17 protein-coding genes are annotated in these 16190 nt (G+C 57.2%); 13 read left to right on the top strand and 4 right to left on the bottom strand.

Going from position 1 to position 16190, the window contains the following annotated elements:
• Positions 1–104 precede the first annotated feature (104 nt).
• The 4 genes from ACWKV9_RS26410 to deoC all read left to right on the top strand — a co-directional run bounded on the left by ACWKV9_RS26410 (position 105) and on the right by deoC (position 3027).
• Entirely contained in the window at positions 105–317 is a 213-nt protein-coding gene (locus tag ACWKV9_RS26410; protein WP_483839054.1) for a hypothetical protein, read from the top strand.
• On the top strand, positions 314–1351 hold the full coding sequence (locus ACWKV9_RS26405; RefSeq protein WP_483839053.1) for a FecCD family ABC transporter permease: 1038 nt from the start codon (positions 314–316) through the stop codon (positions 1349–1351). The genes ACWKV9_RS26410 and ACWKV9_RS26405 overlap by 4 nt, the downstream gene beginning before the upstream one ends.
• The gene (locus tag ACWKV9_RS26400) at positions 1351–2112 is read left to right on the top strand and encodes a heme ABC transporter ATP-binding protein (protein ID WP_483839052.1); all 762 of its coding nucleotides are present in this window, start codon (positions 1351–1353) and stop codon (positions 2110–2112) included. Before ACWKV9_RS26405 ends, ACWKV9_RS26400 begins: the two co-directional genes overlap by 1 nt.
• A 162-nt stretch (positions 2113–2274) precedes the next feature.
• Positions 2275–3027 (top strand): deoxyribose-phosphate aldolase, encoded by a 753-nt coding sequence (deoC, locus tag ACWKV9_RS26395; RefSeq protein ID WP_483839051.1) that lies wholly within the window; start codon positions 2275–2277, stop codon positions 3025–3027.
• Positions 3028–3269: 242 nt separating this feature from the next.
• Here the strand turns inward: deoC and ACWKV9_RS26390 are convergent, their stop codons facing one another.
• The 3 genes from ACWKV9_RS26390 to ACWKV9_RS26380 form a co-directional block, all read right to left on the bottom strand.
• Complete coding sequence (locus tag ACWKV9_RS26390; RefSeq protein ID WP_483839050.1) at positions 3270–3521, bottom strand: TfoX/Sxy family protein; 252 nt, start codon at positions 3519–3521, stop codon at positions 3270–3272.
• Between the two features lie 196 nt (positions 3522–3717).
• Positions 3718–4062, bottom strand: coding sequence for a pentapeptide repeat-containing protein (locus ACWKV9_RS26385; RefSeq protein ID WP_483839049.1), 345 nt, complete (start codon positions 4060–4062; stop codon positions 3718–3720).
• A gap of 101 nt (positions 4063–4163) precedes the next feature.
• Entirely contained in the window at positions 4164–5699 is a 1536-nt protein-coding gene (locus ACWKV9_RS26380; RefSeq protein WP_483839048.1) for a bifunctional aminoglycoside phosphotransferase/ATP-binding protein, read from the bottom strand.
• A 134-nt stretch (positions 5700–5833) separates the two neighbouring features.
• Here ACWKV9_RS26380 and mrcB point away from each other — a divergent pair, with 134 nt between their 5' ends.
• Genes mrcB through ACWKV9_RS26365 form a run of 3 tightly spaced genes read left to right on the top strand, consistent with a single transcriptional unit; the run spans position 5834 to position 9262 of the window.
• On the top strand, positions 5834–8152 hold the full coding sequence (gene mrcB, locus ACWKV9_RS26375) for a penicillin-binding protein 1B (protein WP_483839047.1): 2319 nt from the start codon (positions 5834–5836) through the stop codon (positions 8150–8152).
• 16 nt (positions 8153–8168) lie between these two features.
• Positions 8169–8933 carry a tetratricopeptide repeat protein gene (locus tag ACWKV9_RS26370; protein ID WP_483839046.1) on the top strand — a complete coding sequence of 255 codons (765 nt, stop codon included), beginning with the start codon at positions 8169–8171 and terminating at the stop codon, positions 8931–8933.
• Positions 8933–9262, top strand: a complete 330-nt coding sequence (locus tag ACWKV9_RS26365; RefSeq protein ID WP_483839045.1) for a YqcC family protein — start codon at positions 8933–8935, stop codon at positions 9260–9262. Before ACWKV9_RS26370 ends, ACWKV9_RS26365 begins: the two co-directional genes overlap by 1 nt.
• Before the next feature lie 3 nt (positions 9263–9265).
• Here ACWKV9_RS26365 and ACWKV9_RS26360 read toward each other — a convergent pair whose 3' ends face one another.
• A complete protein-coding gene (locus ACWKV9_RS26360; protein WP_483839044.1) occupies positions 9266–9691 on the bottom strand; it encodes a DUF4124 domain-containing protein in 426 nt (141 codons plus the stop codon).
• 416 nt (positions 9692–10107) lie between these two features.
• On the opposite strand from ACWKV9_RS26360, the gene ACWKV9_RS26355 reads away from it, so the two are divergent.
• The 6 genes from ACWKV9_RS26355 (at position 10108) to msrQ (ending at position 16106) form a co-directional block, all read left to right on the top strand.
• On the top strand, positions 10108–11832 hold the full coding sequence (locus ACWKV9_RS26355; RefSeq protein WP_483839043.1) for an acetolactate synthase 3 large subunit: 1725 nt from the start codon (positions 10108–10110) through the stop codon (positions 11830–11832).
• Positions 11833–11834: 2 nt separating this feature from the next.
• A complete protein-coding gene (gene ilvN / locus ACWKV9_RS26350) occupies positions 11835–12326 on the top strand; it encodes an acetolactate synthase small subunit (protein WP_032625001.1) in 492 nt (163 codons plus the stop codon).
• Between the two features lie 47 nt (positions 12327–12373).
• Entirely contained in the window at positions 12374–13390 is a 1017-nt protein-coding gene (gene ilvC, locus ACWKV9_RS26345) for a ketol-acid reductoisomerase (protein WP_268799538.1), read from the top strand.
• 162 nt (positions 13391–13552) lie between these two features.
• Positions 13553–14401: a CDP-diacylglycerol--serine O-phosphatidyltransferase gene (gene pssA, locus ACWKV9_RS26340; RefSeq protein WP_483839042.1), complete on the top strand. Its 849-nt coding sequence runs from the start codon at positions 13553–13555 to the stop codon at positions 14399–14401.
• Between the two features lie 71 nt (positions 14402–14472).
• Complete coding sequence (msrP, locus tag ACWKV9_RS26335; RefSeq protein WP_483839041.1) at positions 14473–15486, top strand: protein-methionine-sulfoxide reductase catalytic subunit MsrP; 1014 nt, start codon at positions 14473–14475, stop codon at positions 15484–15486.
• Positions 15486–16106 (top strand): protein-methionine-sulfoxide reductase heme-binding subunit MsrQ, encoded by a 621-nt coding sequence (gene msrQ, locus ACWKV9_RS26330; protein WP_483839040.1) that lies wholly within the window; start codon positions 15486–15488, stop codon positions 16104–16106. The genes msrP and msrQ overlap by 1 nt, the downstream gene beginning before the upstream one ends.
• Positions 16107–16190 lie beyond the last annotated feature (84 nt).

Raw genomic sequence — 16190 nt, 5'->3', positions numbered from 1 at the left:
TCAATGCCCGCGTAGTTTGGCACTTCTTGCGTACTACTGGGTTTCACTTTGTCACGTACTCGATTCGACGCCTTCTTCCTCGCTACTTGTTAGGACTATTACTGATGCGCCTCACCGCCATCCTGATCGGGCTTTTGTTAACAGGTTCAGCGTCCGCCGACGCGCAGCGGATCCCACGTTGGGTCAATGCAGGCGGTGCGTTGACCGAGTGGATTGTTGCCCTTGGCTCAGAGCCCCGTCTGGGTCTCGACACCACCAACCAGCATCCGCAGTCACTCGCAAAGCTGATATCTGGAAAGGCGGCTTCATTTCTATGAACACTCGCTTACGGCCGAGAACGTTGTTCATTTGGCTGTCAGTTGCCTGCTTCCTGGCGTTCTGGCTGTCACTGGCTTTGGGGCCGGTCCGCTTGCCCCTTGGAGATTTGCTTCGTGCCTGCCTGCACCTGATGGGATTCCCAGTGACCGATGACAATCTGCAGCAGGCTGAGCTGATCCTCGGACAGATTCGTCTGCCGCGAACTTTGCTGGGATTGGCGGTGGGTGCCGTGCTGGCATTGGCCGGGGTGGCGATGCAGGGACTGTTCCGAAATCCGCTCGCTGATCCGGGGCTGGTCGGCGTATCCAGCGGCGCGGCGCTGGGCGCTGCGGTGGCCATTGTTGCGGGCGAATCCTTGGGCGGGCTTTCCGAAGTCTTCGCGCCCTATCTGCTATCAGCTTGTGCCTTTGCAGGCGGGCTGGGTGTGACGGCGATGGTTTATCGGCTCGGGCGGCGGGATGGGCAGACCAGCGTTGCCATCATGCTGCTGGCGGGCGTCGCGATGACGGCGCTGGCCGGATCGATCATCGGCTTGCTCACCTATCTGGCAGACGACGCTACCCTGCGCACGCTGACATTCTGGAACCTTGGCACCCTGAACGGCGCCAGTTACGCGCGTCTTTGGCCACTTCTGATCGTGTGCGTTCTGGTCATCGTCTGGCTGCCGAGAAGGGCCAAGGCACTCAACGCACTTCTGCTGGGTGAGTCGGAAGCACGGCATCTTGGCATCGATGTCGAGGGTCTCAAGCGCGAGCTGATTCTGTGCATCGCATTGGGCGTTGGCGCGGCAGTAGCGGCGGCGGGGCTTATCGGTTTTATCGGTTTGATTGTGCCGCATCTGATGCGTTTGCTGGTGGGGCCGGATCATCGAGCGGTATTTCCGGCGTCCGCGTTGGCGGGGGCGACATTGCTACTGTGCGCCGACATTTTAGCGCGATTGGTGCTGGCGCCTGCCGAGCTGCCGATCGGCATAGTCACGGCCTTTCTCGGCGCACCGTTTTTCCTCTTTTTGCTGGTCAGGGGGCGAACCTGATGCTGCGAGCAGAAGGCCTGACGATTAAGCGAGGCGGGTCGGTAGTGTTGAAGGATGTCAGCCTGAGCCTGCAGCCTGGTGAAATACTCGGGGTGCTTGGGCCTAACGGTGCGGGTAAGAGCACGTTGCTTGGCGCGCTGTGTGGTGAATTGAAAACCGGGCAGGTTTGGCTGGATGAAAAACCGCTTGAGCGATGGGACGCTGTGCAACGCGCGCAGCGTGTGGCCGTGCTACCTCAAAGCTCCACGCTCAGTTTCGCGTTCAAGGTGCAGGATGTGGTGGCGATGGGGCGGTTGCCTCATGGCACTGGGCAGCAACACGATGCTGAAATCATTCGCGCGGCACTCGACGCTGCTGATGCGACTCATCTGCTTGATCGCAGCTATCTGGCGTTGTCTGGCGGTGAGCGGCAGCGGGTGCATCTGGCTCGAGTGCTGGCGCAGGTGTGGCCAGGCGAATGCGGGCAATCGCTGCTGCTGGACGAGCCCACTTCGATGCTTGATCCGCTGCACCAGCACACTACATTGCAGGCCCTGCGCCAGTTCGCCAATCGCGGCGGCGCGGTACTGGTCATTCTGCATGATCTGAATCTGGCTGCCCGCTATTGCGACCGGTTACTGCTGCTGGACAGCGGGTTGCCCGTGGCTTTGGGATCTCCTCAAACCGTATTGGTCCCCGATACGCTGGAGGCGGTTTTCGGCCTTGAGGTGCTTGTGCAGACCCACCCGGAACGCGGTCACCCGCTGATCATCGCTCGCTAAGATCCAGTAGCGGGGCGCTTGCGCAGTCGGTTGCAGGAAGTTTCCTAAGGACATTTCCTGCAATCATGTCGTCCTTGTCCTTTGTCTTCGCCGAGCGGCTCACGCCAGGCTTGCGTCGTTTATGGTTCGCCCCTGATGTGCAGCGCTTTCAGGGGAGATGCAATGAGCGATAGCAACGAGGATGTAGCACGGCAAATCATTGGTTTGCTTGAGTTGACGTCACTCAACAATGACGACACTGCGGAGCGGATCATCGCGGTCTGCCAGCGCGCGATGACGCCCTACGGTCCAGTCGCTGCGGTGTGCGTTGCGCCCCGGTTCGCTGGACTGGCGCGGCGGGCGCTGGACAGTTGGCAGGCGCGGGATATCAAAGTGGTCGCTGCGATCAATTTTCCGGGTGGCACGGGCAGTATTCAGTCGGTTGAATCCGAGACCCAGGCGGCACTGCTGGCGGGCGCAGATGAAATTGACCTGGTTTACCCGTTTCGGGCACAAATGGCGGGTAACAAAACGGCGGGGGGAGAAATGGTTGCCGCCTGTAAAGCGATATGCCGTAGCCGGGCCCCACTCACCGTGACGCTGGAAACCGGAGTGCTGAGAGATCCGCAGATTACCCACGACGTTTGCAGGCAAGTCATTCATGTCGGCCCTGCGTTCATCAAGACCAGCACAGGCAAGGTGCCCGTCAATACGACCCCGCAAGCTGCGCGAATCATGATCGAAGCCATTGCCGAGGTGGGCGGGCAGATCGGATTCAAGGCATCGGGCGGAGTACGCACGCTGGCCGAAGCAAAGGTTTATCTGGCAATGGCGAGGGCGCGATTTGGCCCGCTTTGGTTACAGCCAAACAGGCTACGCATCGGCGCGGCGAGTTTGCTGGATGACTTGCAAGCGCACCTTGGGCTGTGTGAATAAGGTGTGAATCACGAATGGAGAGGGGCTTGTCAGGGATTGTTGAAGGCAAAAAAAGACCCGGCAAAGTGCCGGGTCAAAAACCGTGATTAGCCTGATGAGGAGATAATCTGAAAGTCCGAACCAAGGAGCCTTTCAAGTTATCGTCCAGTCTCGCGACTGGATGTGATAATCATAGTGATTCTCATTTGTAAGTCAACAGGCATCGCAAAACTATTTTCATGAGCTGATCTGGTCTAGACATTTTATCGATCGATTTCCAGCTTCAACGCGTTTTTTCTTTCGACGGGCAGCGCGCTCCAGTGTTGATCCTGCAGAGCACCTTCAATCGCATACAACAGCGTTTTCGAAACATTGAAACCTCTGGTCCTCACCGCGCGGTACGCTTGAACAGCCCCTAGCCGGCGCAAATCGGCAGTACTGTGAATCCCGGCCGCGTGCAGCCACTGCGCTGAGGTTTTGCCAAGGTTTTTCAGTTGTCGCAGTTCATCGTCCATTTAGCCTCCATGCGTTTTGTTGCTCCATTGACACGCGATGGCCTGTGACTACCTGCACAACCAAGCCTGAAATAAGTGTAGGAAATGCTGATCGGGATCGTTAGCCGCCACAGCGTTCAGGCGCCAGACGGTAAGCACAACCGCCAGCCTGTAAGCATTCTGGGGCCGGGCCGCAATTGGAGGCGGTCAGCGAGGCTCAGCGTGTGCGGTAGCGCAGACGGGTGCCGAAGTTGACGGACATCAGGATCTCGTCGGCACTGAGTTCAGCCGGGAAGTAGGTGCCTGATATCTGCGCATGGGCAATGCTGGCGCCTTCGAGCAATGAGGTGCGCAGGTCAACGCCACGTAGGTCCGCCGAGCGGAAGTAGGCATCGGTAAAGTCGATGTCTGCTGCATTCAGTTCGCGCAGATCCAGCCCGCGGAAGTCACCCGCTGCCATATCGACCGTGCCTGATTCAGGACGCTGGCTATTGAAACCTGCGATATCGTCTTTATGCAGTAACTCATAAAGCAGGGAATCAAGTCGTTTGGGATGGCTCATGAGGCGTCTCCATTGTTGGAATTATGGCGCCACTATAATGCCACCACTGTCGCGTCGTGAAGAGGCTTCCTGCACGACGCGACTGCCGGTAGCTAACCAGATTAAAGCCCTGGGAGACGCTGGCGAATATGCGCTACCAAGCCGTCCAGATCTGAGCTGACATTGGTTTCGACGTGCTTGCTGCTCAATACTTCCTCATCCGTCAGCGGTTCACGTGTGGCTTGTTGGGTCTGGATAACGGCGAGTGTTGCGTCGGACGGATCCTCATTTATCGCCTGACGTTGCTTCAGCCATCCCTCGATCACCGCTTGTGGGGCAGAGCAATCCAAGATCAAGAACGGCGCGCCGGTGGCTTCCGCCACTTTAGCGGCACCGTCGCGCTGAGAGTGCTTGAGGTAGGTTGCGTCGATCACTACGGGGAAGCCTGCGTGCAATACGATATCGGCCAGCTTATGCAGACGCTCGTAAGTGGCGACACTCACTTCCTCACCGTAGAGGTCGTCTCTGCCTGCGAACAAACGCTTGCGTTCGACATCCGAGCGCAGGCGAATCACGCCCAACGCTTCTACCAGGCGCATGGCAACGTGGCTTTTACCCACTGCCGAGACGCCGTGGGTGATCGCCAGAAATTGCGAAGGAATGGCGCTGTAGCTTTCGGCCAGGTTGGCGTAGTTGCGGTACTGACGCATGGTGGTGCCGCGCTGCACCGCATCGGCGTCGGGAGATAGACTAAAGAGCGAAACCTTCGCGCGCACCAGTGCGCGGTAGGCTTTATAAAAGTTCAATAACTCAAGGCCTGCGTAGTCGGCGGTAATTTCCAGATACTGGCTGATCAAACGGCGCGAGTGGACTTTCAGACCACGGTCTTCCAGGTCCATCGCCAGGAACGCGATGTCCGCGTAGACATCGGTCATGCGGAACGGCTCGTTGAACTCGATGCAATCGAAGATCACCACCTTGCCATCGATCAAAGTGGCGTTGCCCAAGTGGATGTCGCCGTGACATTCGCGAATGAAGCCGTCGGTCTTGCGTTGCTCCATCAGCGGTTTTAGCCGTTCGAAATTGGCGTCGGCCCAGGCTTGTAGGGCTTCTAGCTGAATGATGTCGGCTTTTTCGGTAAGGAATGGGCGAATCTGCTCGAAATTTTGAGTGACTGGCGCCATCACCGCTTCCGGTGTGCCCAACGGGTTATCGAGTGGAACGCGCGGGGCGTTGACATGAAATTCAGCGATCTGAGTGGCGAGCTCGTCAATCTGCCCCGTGGTCAGCTCTCCGTTGGCTTGAAGTGTGCTGAGCAGACCTTCCTGCGGGAACTGACGCATCTTCAATACGTATTCGATCGCTTCGCCCGTGCCGCCAAGTTGTGGAGTATCGACACTGCCGGTGACAGGCAGCACTTCCAGATACAAATCCTGAGTCAAACGTTGATTGAGCCTCAGCTCTTCATGACAGAAATGCTCGCGCGCCGAAAGAGTGGTGAAGTCCAGAAAACCGAAATTGGCTGGCTTCTTCATTTTGTAAACGTAAGGGCCAGTGAGTAGAACCCACGAGATATGCGTCTCGATGACCTGAAAACGCTCGATCGGGTGAGAGAACAGGGCAGGGTTCTGCAGTGCGGCGATCAGGGACTGGCTCACGGGCGATCCTTCAAAGGGTAATAGTCGATAACAGACGGCTAAAAAGAGGGCCATTATGGCCGCTCGGCGCATCGCTGCAAACCGCTGTGAGGGTGGTCTGTCGATCACCTTGAAAGTGCGTATAATCCGCCGCCATGACCCGAACCCGCACCCCCAAGAAGTCCCAAAAACCCACCAATAGTCGCCTGCGCTCCCTGCTGGGATGGGCCTTGAAGCTCAGTCTCGTCGGCCTGGTGATCCTCGCCTGCTTTGCCGTTTACCTCGATTCGATCGTGCAGGAGAAGTTTTCCGGCAAGCGCTGGACGATTCCGGCCAAGGTTTATGCGCGCCCGCTCGAGTTGTTCGTCGGACAAAAGCTGTCCCGAGACGATTTCCTCATCGAACTGGATGCTTTGGGCTATCGCCGTGAAAGCGTGGCCAACGGTCCCGGCGCAGCTGCTGTCAGCGGCAATACCGTGGACCTCAACACCCGGGGCTTCCAGTTTTATGAAGGGGCCGACGCGGCTCAGCAGATTCGCGTGCGTTTTTCGGGCGACTACGTTGCCGATCTGACCTCCGCCAACGGCGCCAAGCTTGCCGTTGCGCGACTGGAGCCGCTCCTCATCGGCGGCCTGTACCCGAAGAATCTCGAAGACCGCATTCTCATCAAGCTCGATCAGGCACCGCCTTACCTGCTCGACACACTGGTGACAGTGGAAGATCGGGATTTCTACCATCACTTTGGCGTGTCGCCGAAGTCGATTGCGCGGGCGTTTTGGGTCAATGCCTCGGCGGGGCAGATGCGCCAGGGCGGCAGTACGCTGACTCAGCAGTTGGTGAAGAACTTCTACCTGACCAATGAACGCAGCCTCACTCGCAAACTGACCGAGGCGATGATGGCGATCCTGCTGGAGATTCATTACAGCAAGCAGGAGATTCTCGAAGCCTACCTCAACGAGGTGTTTGTCGGTCAGGACGGCCAGCGTGCGGTTCATGGTTTTGGCTTGGCCAGTCAGTATTTCTTCAGCCAGCCATTGTCCGAGCTGAAGCTGCATCAAGTCGCGCTTTTGGTCGGTTTGGTCAAGGGGCCGTCCTATTACAACCCCCGTCGCAACCCTGAGCGCTCGCTTGAACGGCGTAATCTGGTGCTCGACCTGCTTGAACAGCAAGGTGTCGCGACGCCAGAAGCTGTCGCGGCGGCCAAGAAAATGCCGCTGGGCGTGACCAAGACCGGTTCGCTGGCAGATAGCTCATTCCCGGGCTTCCTCGATCTGGTCAAGCGTCAGCTGCGTGAAGACTATCGCGACGAAGACTTGACCGAAGAAGGCCTGCGGATCTTCACCAGCTTCGACCCGATCCTGCAGATGAAGTCGGAATCGGCGATGAAGGAAACCTTCGCCCGTCTTGCAGGGCGTAAGGGCTCGGAAGAAATGGAAGGGGCGATGGTCGTGACCAACCCTGAAACAGGGGAAGTCCAGGCGCTCATCGGCAGTCGTCAGGCAGGATTCGCCGGGTTCAACCGCGCCATTGATGCCGTCCGGCCTATAGGCTCGCTGGTCAAACCGGCGATCTACTTAACCGCGCTGGAGCAACCGAGCAAGTACACGCTGACCAGTTGGGTGGCGGACGAACCATTCTCGGTCAAGGGCGCTGACGGTCAGGTGTGGAAGCCGCAGAACTTCGATCACAAGGCCCACGGCAACATTTTCCTGTACCAGGGCCTCGCGCATTCTTACAACTTGTCCAGCGCCAAACTGGGCCTGGACCTGGGCGTACCGACAGTGTTCAAGACCTTGAACAAGCTGGGCGTCACTCGCGAGTGGCCGGCTTATCCATCAATGCTGTTAGGCGCGGGCGCGTTGAGCCCGATGGAAGTTGCGGTCATGTATCAGACCATCGCCAACGGCGGCTTCAATACGCCGATGCGCGGGATTCGTAGCGTGCTGACTGCCGAGGGCGAGCCACTCAAGCGTTATCCTTTCCAGATACAGCAGCGTTTCGATCCGGGCTCGATCTATTTGCTTCAAAACGCCATGCAGCGGGTGATGCGAGAAGGTACGGGCAAGTCGGTCTACAACACGTTGTCGGCTAATCTCAATCTGGCGGGCAAGTCCGGCACAACTAACGATTCTCGCGACAGCTGGTTCGCAGGCTTCAGTCAGGATTTGCTGGCCGTCGTCTGGCTCGGCCGCGACGATAACGGCAAGACACCGTTCACGGGCGCTACCGGGGCATTGCAGGTCTGGACCAGCTTCATGAAGAAAGCCGATCCCCTGCCGCTGGACATGGCGCTGCCAGATAACGTGGTGCAGGCCTGGGTGGATGCAAGCACCGGGCAGGGCAGTGACGCCGGATGCCCGAACGCCGTACAGATGCCGTATATTCGCGGCAGTGAGCCTCAGCCTGGTCCTGCGTGTGGTGGCAACTCCGCGCCCGCCGAGGTGATGGATTGGGTCAAAGGCTGGTTGAACTAAGCAAAGAGGGTGTGAAGTGAACAAGTGGTGGATTCCAGCTCTAACGGCTCTGGCTTTGCTCAACGGTTGCGCCAGTCAGACGCGCAGCGCGATCCCGGTGGTTGACGCCGGCTCGCGTGTTTCCAATGGCGAGCGCGTGTCCGCGACTCGTAACAACACTTATCCTGCGGCCGCGCAGACTCGCGCGCAGCCGCAGACGATTACCGAAGATTCAGGTGTCGTCGTCATGGTGCCGGGCGGTGGTGCGACCACCAGCGCTGCGCCGATTCAGTCGTTTACCCCACCGATCAACACGGCGCCGATCAATACCGCGCCTATCGACACCTCCCCGGTCAATCAAGCGCCGGCTGGCACGACTTACAACATGCCCGCCCCGGTAAATAACACATACAGCGCGCCGGCCCCCACGGCGCCAAGCGGTATTCCGTCTTCGGGCGGCTTGTCTGCCGATGAGCAATTGGATGGCCCGGTGCTGGCGCTTTTGACGACGGCTCAAAAGCAGCAGAGCAGCGGCGACCTTAATGGTGCTTCGTCCAGTCTTGAGCGCGCCCAACGTGTCGCGCCTCGTGAGCCGCAGGTGCTTTATCGTCTGGCTCAGGTTCGTCTGGCGCAAGGCGATGCGGCTCAGGCGGAGCAGTTGGCCCGTCGCGGTTTGACCTATGCCAATGGTCGGGCCAGCTTGCAGGCCAGTCTCTGGAACCTGATTGCTCAATCCCGCGAGAAGCAGGGTGATGCGTCGGGCGCAGCGCTTGCACGTCAGAAAGCCAAGGTTAGCCTCTGATGGATAAACGGTTTCCGCAAATTGCTGAACAGCTGCTGTTGATCGAGCGTGAGCTTCGCGTGCTGGGTATGTGGAAAGCGGTCCCGCCTAGCGATGAAGATTTGTCCAGTCGTGAACCGTTTTGCGTCGATACGCTGGACTTCGATCAGTGGCTGCAGTGGATATTTCTGCCGCGCATGAAGACGATTCTGGAACAAGACCTGGCACTGCCAAACGCATCGGGGATTCTGGAAATGGCGGAGATGATCTATGCCAGCCGGCTCGGGGAGTTCCGAACCCTGCTATCGCTGCTGGCGCAATTCGATCGTCTGATTACCGAAGCAGTCTGACGTTTACAGGCAGTTCTCGGTGATGGCTTGCTTGAGCTCAGTGATGCGAGCCTGGCGCTCCTCTTCGGTGAACCGTTTGAGTTCACCGTTCACTTCCTCGCGTACCCGAGGATTGTTCTGGAACTGCGCCAGATTGGTCCGGGCATTGGTGCAATACTCGGCGCGCTTGGCTTCCTGATCAGCAACCTGCTTTTTTACCTTGGCGTCGATAGCCTGTTGTTCGCCATTGGGGTCAGCTACAGGCTGTGACGCCGGGGCAGGCGCTGGCACCGGTCTTTGCGTGTCGATCTGCTGAACTTGCTGGCCCACCGGCGGCTGTGCATCGAAATGAGTAATGCCCTGAGCGTCGACCCATTTGTAGATCTGGGCCGCCTGCAAAACCGAGCTGGCGGCCATCGCCAACGCCGCCGCGAAAATCATCCAGCGCATACTGCTTCCTTAACTTCGATGTCGAGAACGGTGCCTTGGCACGCTATCACAAGCGTGGCCCTGCAACTGCCATTGGGTGCGATTTCATGTGCTTGCACAGAAGAAAGCTCAAGGATGACTTGACTTGAGAGGGTCGAATCACAACAATCCAAAGTTCGCTGTAGAAGGACTGCCAGAAGCAGGCCATCTCGGTAGATCATGAGGCGCACACCCGCGCCGACCTGTTACACCCGCAACGCGTTACCTCGCGCTGGGTGGGAAAGCCCCGAAACACTTATGGGGGGATCCCAATACTTGCTCAGTCAGTGCTGACGTAGTCGGCGACCACCGTCGCTCATGCTCTGCTTTGCAGTAAACCTATTAAGACCCGTCTCCCCAAGTGTGGACGGTATTCTGGCGTTTTAGAGGTGAACAACGTGGAGCTTTTATCTGGCGCTGAAATGGTCGTCCGCTTTTTGCGTGACGAAGGCGTTGAGCACATCTATGGGTACCCAGGCGGTGCCCTCCTGCATATTTACGATGCGCTGTATAAAGAACCGGCACTGAGCCACATCCTCGTTCGTCACGAACAGGCTGCTACTCATATGGCGGACGGTTATGCGCGCGCCACCGGCAGAGCAGGTGTGGTGTTGGTGACATCCGGCCCGGGTGCGACCAACGCGATCACTGGCATTGCCACGGCCTACATGGACTCCATTCCAATGGTGGTCTTGTCCGGTCAGGTGGCGAGCACACTGGTCGGCACCGATGCGTTCCAGGAGACCGACATGATCGGTATCTCCCGCCCGATCGTGAAGCACAGCTTTATGATCAAGCACCCGTCGGAAATCCCGGAAGTCCTGAAAAAAGCCTTCTACCTGGCCCAATCCGGTCGTCCTGGTCCTGTCGTCGTCGACATCCCGAAAGACATGACCAACCCGGCCGAGAAATTCGAGTACGTATTCCCCAAGAAAGCCAAGCTGCGCTCCTACAGCCCGGCCGTTCGTGGGCACTCGGGACAGATCCGCAAGGCCGTGGAAATGTTGCTGGCCGCCAAGCGCCCGATCATCTATGCCGGTGGCGGCGTGATCATGGGCAACGGCTCTGCGCCTTTGACCGAACTGGCCCAAGCGCTGAACGCTCCGGTGACGAACACGCTGATGGGTCTGGGTTGCTATCCAGGTTCCGATCGCCAGTTCGTCGGGATGCTCGGCATGCACGGGAGCTACACCGCCAACCTGACAATGCACCACGCCGATGTGATTCTGGCTGTTGGTGCGCGCTTCGATGATCGTGTAATCAACGGCGCCTCGAAGTTTTGCCCGAATGCCAAAGTCATTCACATCGATATCGATCCGGCTTCGATCTCCAAAACCATCAAGGCCGACGTACCTATCGTTGGTCCGGTCGAAAGCGTCCTTACCGAAATGGTCGCCACTCTGAAAGAGATTGGCGAAACGCCAAACAAAGAGTCGGTCGCCAGTTGGTGGAAGCAGATTGAAGAATGGCGTGGTGATCGGGAGATGTTCCCGTACAACCACGGCGACGGCAGCGTCATCAAGCCGCAGACGGTCATCGAGACCTTGTGCGAAGTGACCAAGGGCGATGCCTACGTTACTTCCGACGTGGGTCAGCACCAGATGTTCGCTGCTCAGTACTATCGCTTCAACAAACCTAACCGCTGGATCAACTCTGGTGGTCTGGGCACGATGGGCTTCGGTTTCCCGGCGGCAATGGGCGTCAAGCTCAGCTTCCCGGAAGCACACGTCGCATGTGTCACCGGCGAAGGCAGCATCCAGATGAACATTCAGGAGCTGTCGACCTGTTTGCAGTACGGGCTGCCGGTCAAGATCATCCTGCTCAATAACGGTGTGCTTGGCATGGTCCGTCAATGGCAGGACATGAGCTACAGCGGTCGTCACTCGCACTCCTACATGGAGTCATTGCCTGACTTCGTGAAACTGGTCGAAGCGTATGGCCACGTGGGCATGAAGATCACTGATCTGAAAGACCTCAAGCCGAAGATGGAAGAGGCCTTTGCCATGACCGATCGACTGGTGTTCCTGGATATTCAGGTTGATGTTTCCGAGCACGTTTATCCGATGCAGATCAAAGACGGCTCCATGCGTGATATGTGGCTGAGCAAGACGGAGCGGACTTAATCATGCGGCACATTATTTCGCTGTTGCTGGAAAACGAACCGGGTGCTTTGTCTCGTGTGGTCGGCCTGTTTTCGCAGCGCAACTACAACATCGAAAGTCTGACCGTGGCGCCAACCGAAGATCCGACTTTGTCGCGTCTGACGTTGACCACAGTCGGCCACGATGAGGTGATCGAACAGATCACCAAAAATCTCAACAAGCTGGTGGAAGTGGTCAAGCTGGTCGATTTGTCGGAAAGCGCGCACATCGAGCGTGAACTGATGCTGATCAAAGTGAAGGCCACTGGCGCTCAACGCGCCGAAATCAAGCGCACCACGGATATCTTCCGCGGCCAGATCGTTGATGTCTCCGCCAGCGTTTATACCGTGCAGCTGACCGGTACGAGCGACAAACTCGACAGCTTCATTCAGGCCATTGGCACTGCCGCCATCCTGGAAACAGTACGCAGCGGTGTTACGGGCATTGCCCGTGGCGACAAAGTGCTGAGCATCTAACTCAATTTAGCGAATGGCCTGAACGGCCAAGATAACAGGGGTATTTCATGAAAGTTTATTACGACAAAGACTGCGACCTTTCGATCATCCAGGGCAAAAAAGTTGCCATCATCGGTTACGGTTCTCAGGGTCACGCTCAAGCGTGCAACCTGAAAGACTCCGGCGTTGATGTCACTGTTGGCCTGCGCAAGGGTTCTGCCACTGTCGCCAAGGCTGAAGCCCACGGCCTGAAAGTGACTGACGTCGCTTCTGCCGTTGCTGCTGCTGACCTGGTCATGATTCTGACCCCGGACGAGTTCCAGTCCGCGCTGTACAAGAACGAAGTCGAGCCGAACCTGAAGAAGGGCGCAACCCTGGCCTTCTCCCACGGTTTCGCCATCCACTATAACCAGGTTGTGCCACGCGCTGATCTGGACGTAATCATGATCGCGCCGAAAGCCCCGGGCCACACCGTGCGTACCGAGTTCGTGAAGGGCGGCGGTATTCCGGATCTGATCGCGATCTATCAGGACGCCTCGGGCAACGCCAAAAACGTTGCGCTGTCCTACGCTTCGGGCGTTGGTGGCGGCCGTACCGGCATCATCGAAACTACGTTCAAAGACGAAACCGAAACTGACCTGTTCGGCGAACAAGCCGTACTGTGTGGCGGTACCGTTGAGCTGGTCAAAGCTGGTTTCGAGACTCTGGTTGAAGCAGGCTACGCGCCAGAAATGGCTTACTTCGAGTGCTTGCACGAACTGAAGCTGATCGTTGACCTCATGTACGAAGGCGGTATCGCCAACATGAACTACTCGATCTCCAACAACGCCGAATACGGCGAGTACGTGACCGGCCCTGAAGTCATCAACGCCGAATCCCGTCAGGCGATGCGCAATGCTTTGAAGCGCATCCAGGACGGCGAATACGCCAAGATGTTCATTTCCGAAGGCGCCACTGGCTACCCTTCGATGACCGCCAAGCGTCGCAACAACGCCGCCCACGGCATCGAAATCATCGGCGAACAACTGCGCTCGATGATGCCTTGGATCGCTGCGAACAAGATCGTCGACAAAGACAAGAACTGAGTCTGGTTCTGGCTTAGGGCTACTGATTGAAGCCCGGCAGAAAAACGCGACCCCAGGGTCGCGTTTTTTCGTTATGGGGGCTCATCTGGTATAAAGCTGCATCGTTTGCCGACGTAGCGTCGCAAGCACCAGTCGAAAATTCACAGCTGCAAGGTATTGTTTATGAGCGAACGTCCCGAAGAGCCAAACAAGGCCTCTGACGCCGAAAGCCTGTTACCGATTGATGAGCATATTGAAGAAGGCCACGATGACGAAGGTCGCAAGGTCCGCCATCGCGGCATCTACTTACTGCCGAATCTGTTTACCACCGCCAACCTGTTTGCCGGTTTCTACGCGATCATCAGTTCCATGAGCGCTCAAAGCGCGATGAGTGCGGGTGACCCCGCTGGCGCTAGCAAGTACTTCGCGTTCGCTGCCATCGCCATCTTCGTCGCGATGGTGCTCGACGGTCTGGATGGTCGTGTCGCTCGCATGACCAATACGCAAAGCGCGTTCGGCGCTGAGTACGACTCTCTGTCCGACATGGTGGCCTTCGGTGTTGCACCGGCGTTGCTGGCTTTCGGTTGGGCGTTAGGCGACATGGGTAAGGTGGGCTGGATGGTCGCTTTCATCTATGTAGCGGGAGCGGCCTTGCGGCTAGCCCGTTTTAACACTCAGGTGGGCAAGGCTGATAAACGCTACTTCATTGGTCTTGCCAGCCCTGCCGCAGCCGGCGTTGTTGCAGGTACGGTCTGGGCATTTAGCGACTTCGGCATTCAGGGCTCGAAAATGTCCTTCTTGGTCGCGCTGTTGGTGGCTGCAGCGGGGATGCTGATGGTCAGCAACATCAAGTACAACAGCTTCAAGGAGCTGGATCTCAAGGGGCGTGTGCCGTTTGTTGCGATTCTTGCGGTGGTGCTAGTGTTCGCTGTGGTGTTCAGTGATCCGCCGCGTATCTTGCTGCTGATATTTCTCGCCTATGCCGCATCCGGTCCGGTTCAGTATCTGCTTCGCTTGCGTCGGCAGAAATAAAACATAGATTCAATTTCCCGCATACTCCGCAGTCTATTGGTGCATCAGTTCCCTTTAGTTGCGGAGTTATCATGCTGATCAAATTACCCTCAACGTCCGACTGTAAAGAGGCGGACGTCACGCCCGAATCCATCTATCTCTCTCGACGTGCGCTTCTTGGCGCTTCTGTTGCCAGCCTGGCTGTGAGCGCATTGCCGCGCTGGGCGAGCGCCGCCGACGCGTCCCAGTATTCTGACGTTGAGCCTGGCGCCGCGCCTCACTGGTTCAAGGACAAGCTGCAGTCGACAAAATGGCAGGCTGTCACCGTCAACGACGAGGCAATCACTCCGTTCAAGGACGCCACGCACTACAACAACTTCTATGAGTTCGGGACCGATAAGGGTGACCCTGCTCAAAATGCTGGGTCTTTGAAAACGGAGCCTTGGAGCGTGGTAATCGATGGTGAGGTAGGTAAGCCTGGCCGTTACGCGCTTGAAGACTTCATGAAGCCTTATCAATTGGAAGAGCGCATCTACCGGTTGCGATGTGTGGAAGCCTGGTCGATGGTGATTCCCTGGATGGGCTTTCCTATTTCCGAACTGCTCAAGCAGGTGGAGCCCACTTCCAACGCTAAATATATCCGCTTTGAAACACTTCAGGACCCGAAGGTTATGCCTGGGCAGCGTTCAGGCTTCGCGCTGATCGACTGGCCTTACGTCGAAGGTCTGCGTCTGGATGAAGCGATGAACCCGTTGGCCATACTTGCCGTTGGTATGTATGGACGCGAGTTGCCCAATCAAAACGGTGCCCCGCTAAGGTTGGTCGTGCCATGGAAATACGGATTCAAGAGCGTGAAGTCCATAGTCCGTATCAGCCTGGTGAGTGAGCAACCCAAAACGACTTGGCAGAGCATCGCGGCTAACGAGTACGGCTTTTATGCGAACGTGAACCCTACTGTCGATCACCCTCGTTGGACGCAAGCACGAGAGCGTCGTCTGCCAAGCGGGCTCTTCAGTCCTAATGTGCGTCAGACGGAAATGTTCAACGGCTATGGGGAGGAGGTTGCTTCTCTATATACAGGGCTAGATCTGCGGAAAAATTACTGATGCGCTTTCTGTTCTGGCGGCTGGGTGTATTTGTGGCGTGTTGCGTTGCGCCCGTTTTGTGGGTTTATCAGGCATGGATCTTTGCGCTGGGACCAGACCCCGGAAAGGTTCTTGTGGACCGACTGGGGTTGGGGACACTCATCCTCCTTTTAATTACCTTGGCAATGACGCCGCTGCAGCGTCTGACTGGATGGCCGGGATGGATTGCGGTGCGGCGTCAGTTGGGTCTTTGGTGCTTTGCCTATGTGGTGATGCACATGACCGGTTACGGCTTCTTTATTCTTGGGCTGGATTGGGGGCAGCTAGGCGTCGAGCTGGTAAAGCGGCCCTACATCATTGTGGGCAGCTTGGCGTTTTTATGCTTGCTGGCGCTCGCCGTGACATCCAATCGATACAGCCAACGACGCCTTGGAGCTCGTTGGAAGAAACTGCACAGGCTTAGCTATGTGATATTAGGGTTGGGTTTGCTGCACTTTCTTTGGATTGTCCGAGCAGATTTAAAGGAGTGGTCCTTATATGCCGTGATTGGCGCATTGTTAATCATTGTGCGAATTCCCGTAATTGCTAGGCGAATCCCCCGTCTCGGTGGTCGTAAGCCTTTGACCGGAACAAAAGTTTAAATTAACTGTTGACGGCCCTCAGGATCTGTCTATAATTCGCCCCACTTCCGGCGCAGACGAAACGGAAAACTTCTTGTTAATCAA

This window comes from Pseudomonas corni (assembly GCF_057128765.1).
This window is presented reverse-complemented; position numbering and strand designations above follow the sequence as displayed.

Excerpts from the sequence above, each read along its gene's own strand:
- ACWKV9_RS26400 (WP_483839052.1), top strand. The coding sequence starts at position 1,351 with ATGCTGCGAGCAGAAGGCCTGACGATTAAGCGAGGCGGGTCGGTAGTG.
- ACWKV9_RS26365 (WP_483839045.1), top strand. The coding sequence starts at position 8,933 with ATGGATAAACGGTTTCCGCAAATTGCTGAACAGCTGCTGTTGATCGAG.
- deoC (WP_483839051.1), top strand. The coding sequence starts at position 2,275 with ATGAGCGATAGCAACGAGGATGTAGCACGGCAAATCATTGGTTTGCTT.
- ACWKV9_RS26360 (WP_483839044.1), bottom strand. The coding sequence starts at position 9,691 with ATGCGCTGGATGATTTTCGCGGCGGCGTTGGCGATGGCCGCCAGCTCG.
- ACWKV9_RS26390 (WP_483839050.1), bottom strand. The coding sequence starts at position 3,521 with ATGGACGATGAACTGCGACAACTGAAAAACCTTGGCAAAACCTCAGCG.
- msrP (WP_483839041.1), top strand. The coding sequence starts at position 14,473 with ATGCTGATCAAATTACCCTCAACGTCCGACTGTAAAGAGGCGGACGTC.
- ACWKV9_RS26410 (WP_483839054.1), top strand. The coding sequence starts at position 105 with ATGCGCCTCACCGCCATCCTGATCGGGCTTTTGTTAACAGGTTCAGCG.
- ilvN (WP_032625001.1), top strand. The coding sequence starts at position 11,835 with ATGCGGCACATTATTTCGCTGTTGCTGGAAAACGAACCGGGTGCTTTG.
- mrcB (WP_483839047.1), top strand. The coding sequence starts at position 5,834 with ATGACCCGAACCCGCACCCCCAAGAAGTCCCAAAAACCCACCAATAGT.
- ACWKV9_RS26405 (WP_483839053.1), top strand. The coding sequence starts at position 314 with ATGAACACTCGCTTACGGCCGAGAACGTTGTTCATTTGGCTGTCAGTT.
- ilvC (WP_268799538.1), top strand. The coding sequence starts at position 12,374 with ATGAAAGTTTATTACGACAAAGACTGCGACCTTTCGATCATCCAGGGC.
- msrQ (WP_483839040.1), top strand. The coding sequence starts at position 15,486 with ATGCGCTTTCTGTTCTGGCGGCTGGGTGTATTTGTGGCGTGTTGCGTT.
- pssA (WP_483839042.1), top strand. The coding sequence starts at position 13,553 with ATGAGCGAACGTCCCGAAGAGCCAAACAAGGCCTCTGACGCCGAAAGC.
- ACWKV9_RS26385 (WP_483839049.1), bottom strand. The coding sequence starts at position 4,062 with ATGAGCCATCCCAAACGACTTGATTCCCTGCTTTATGAGTTACTGCAT.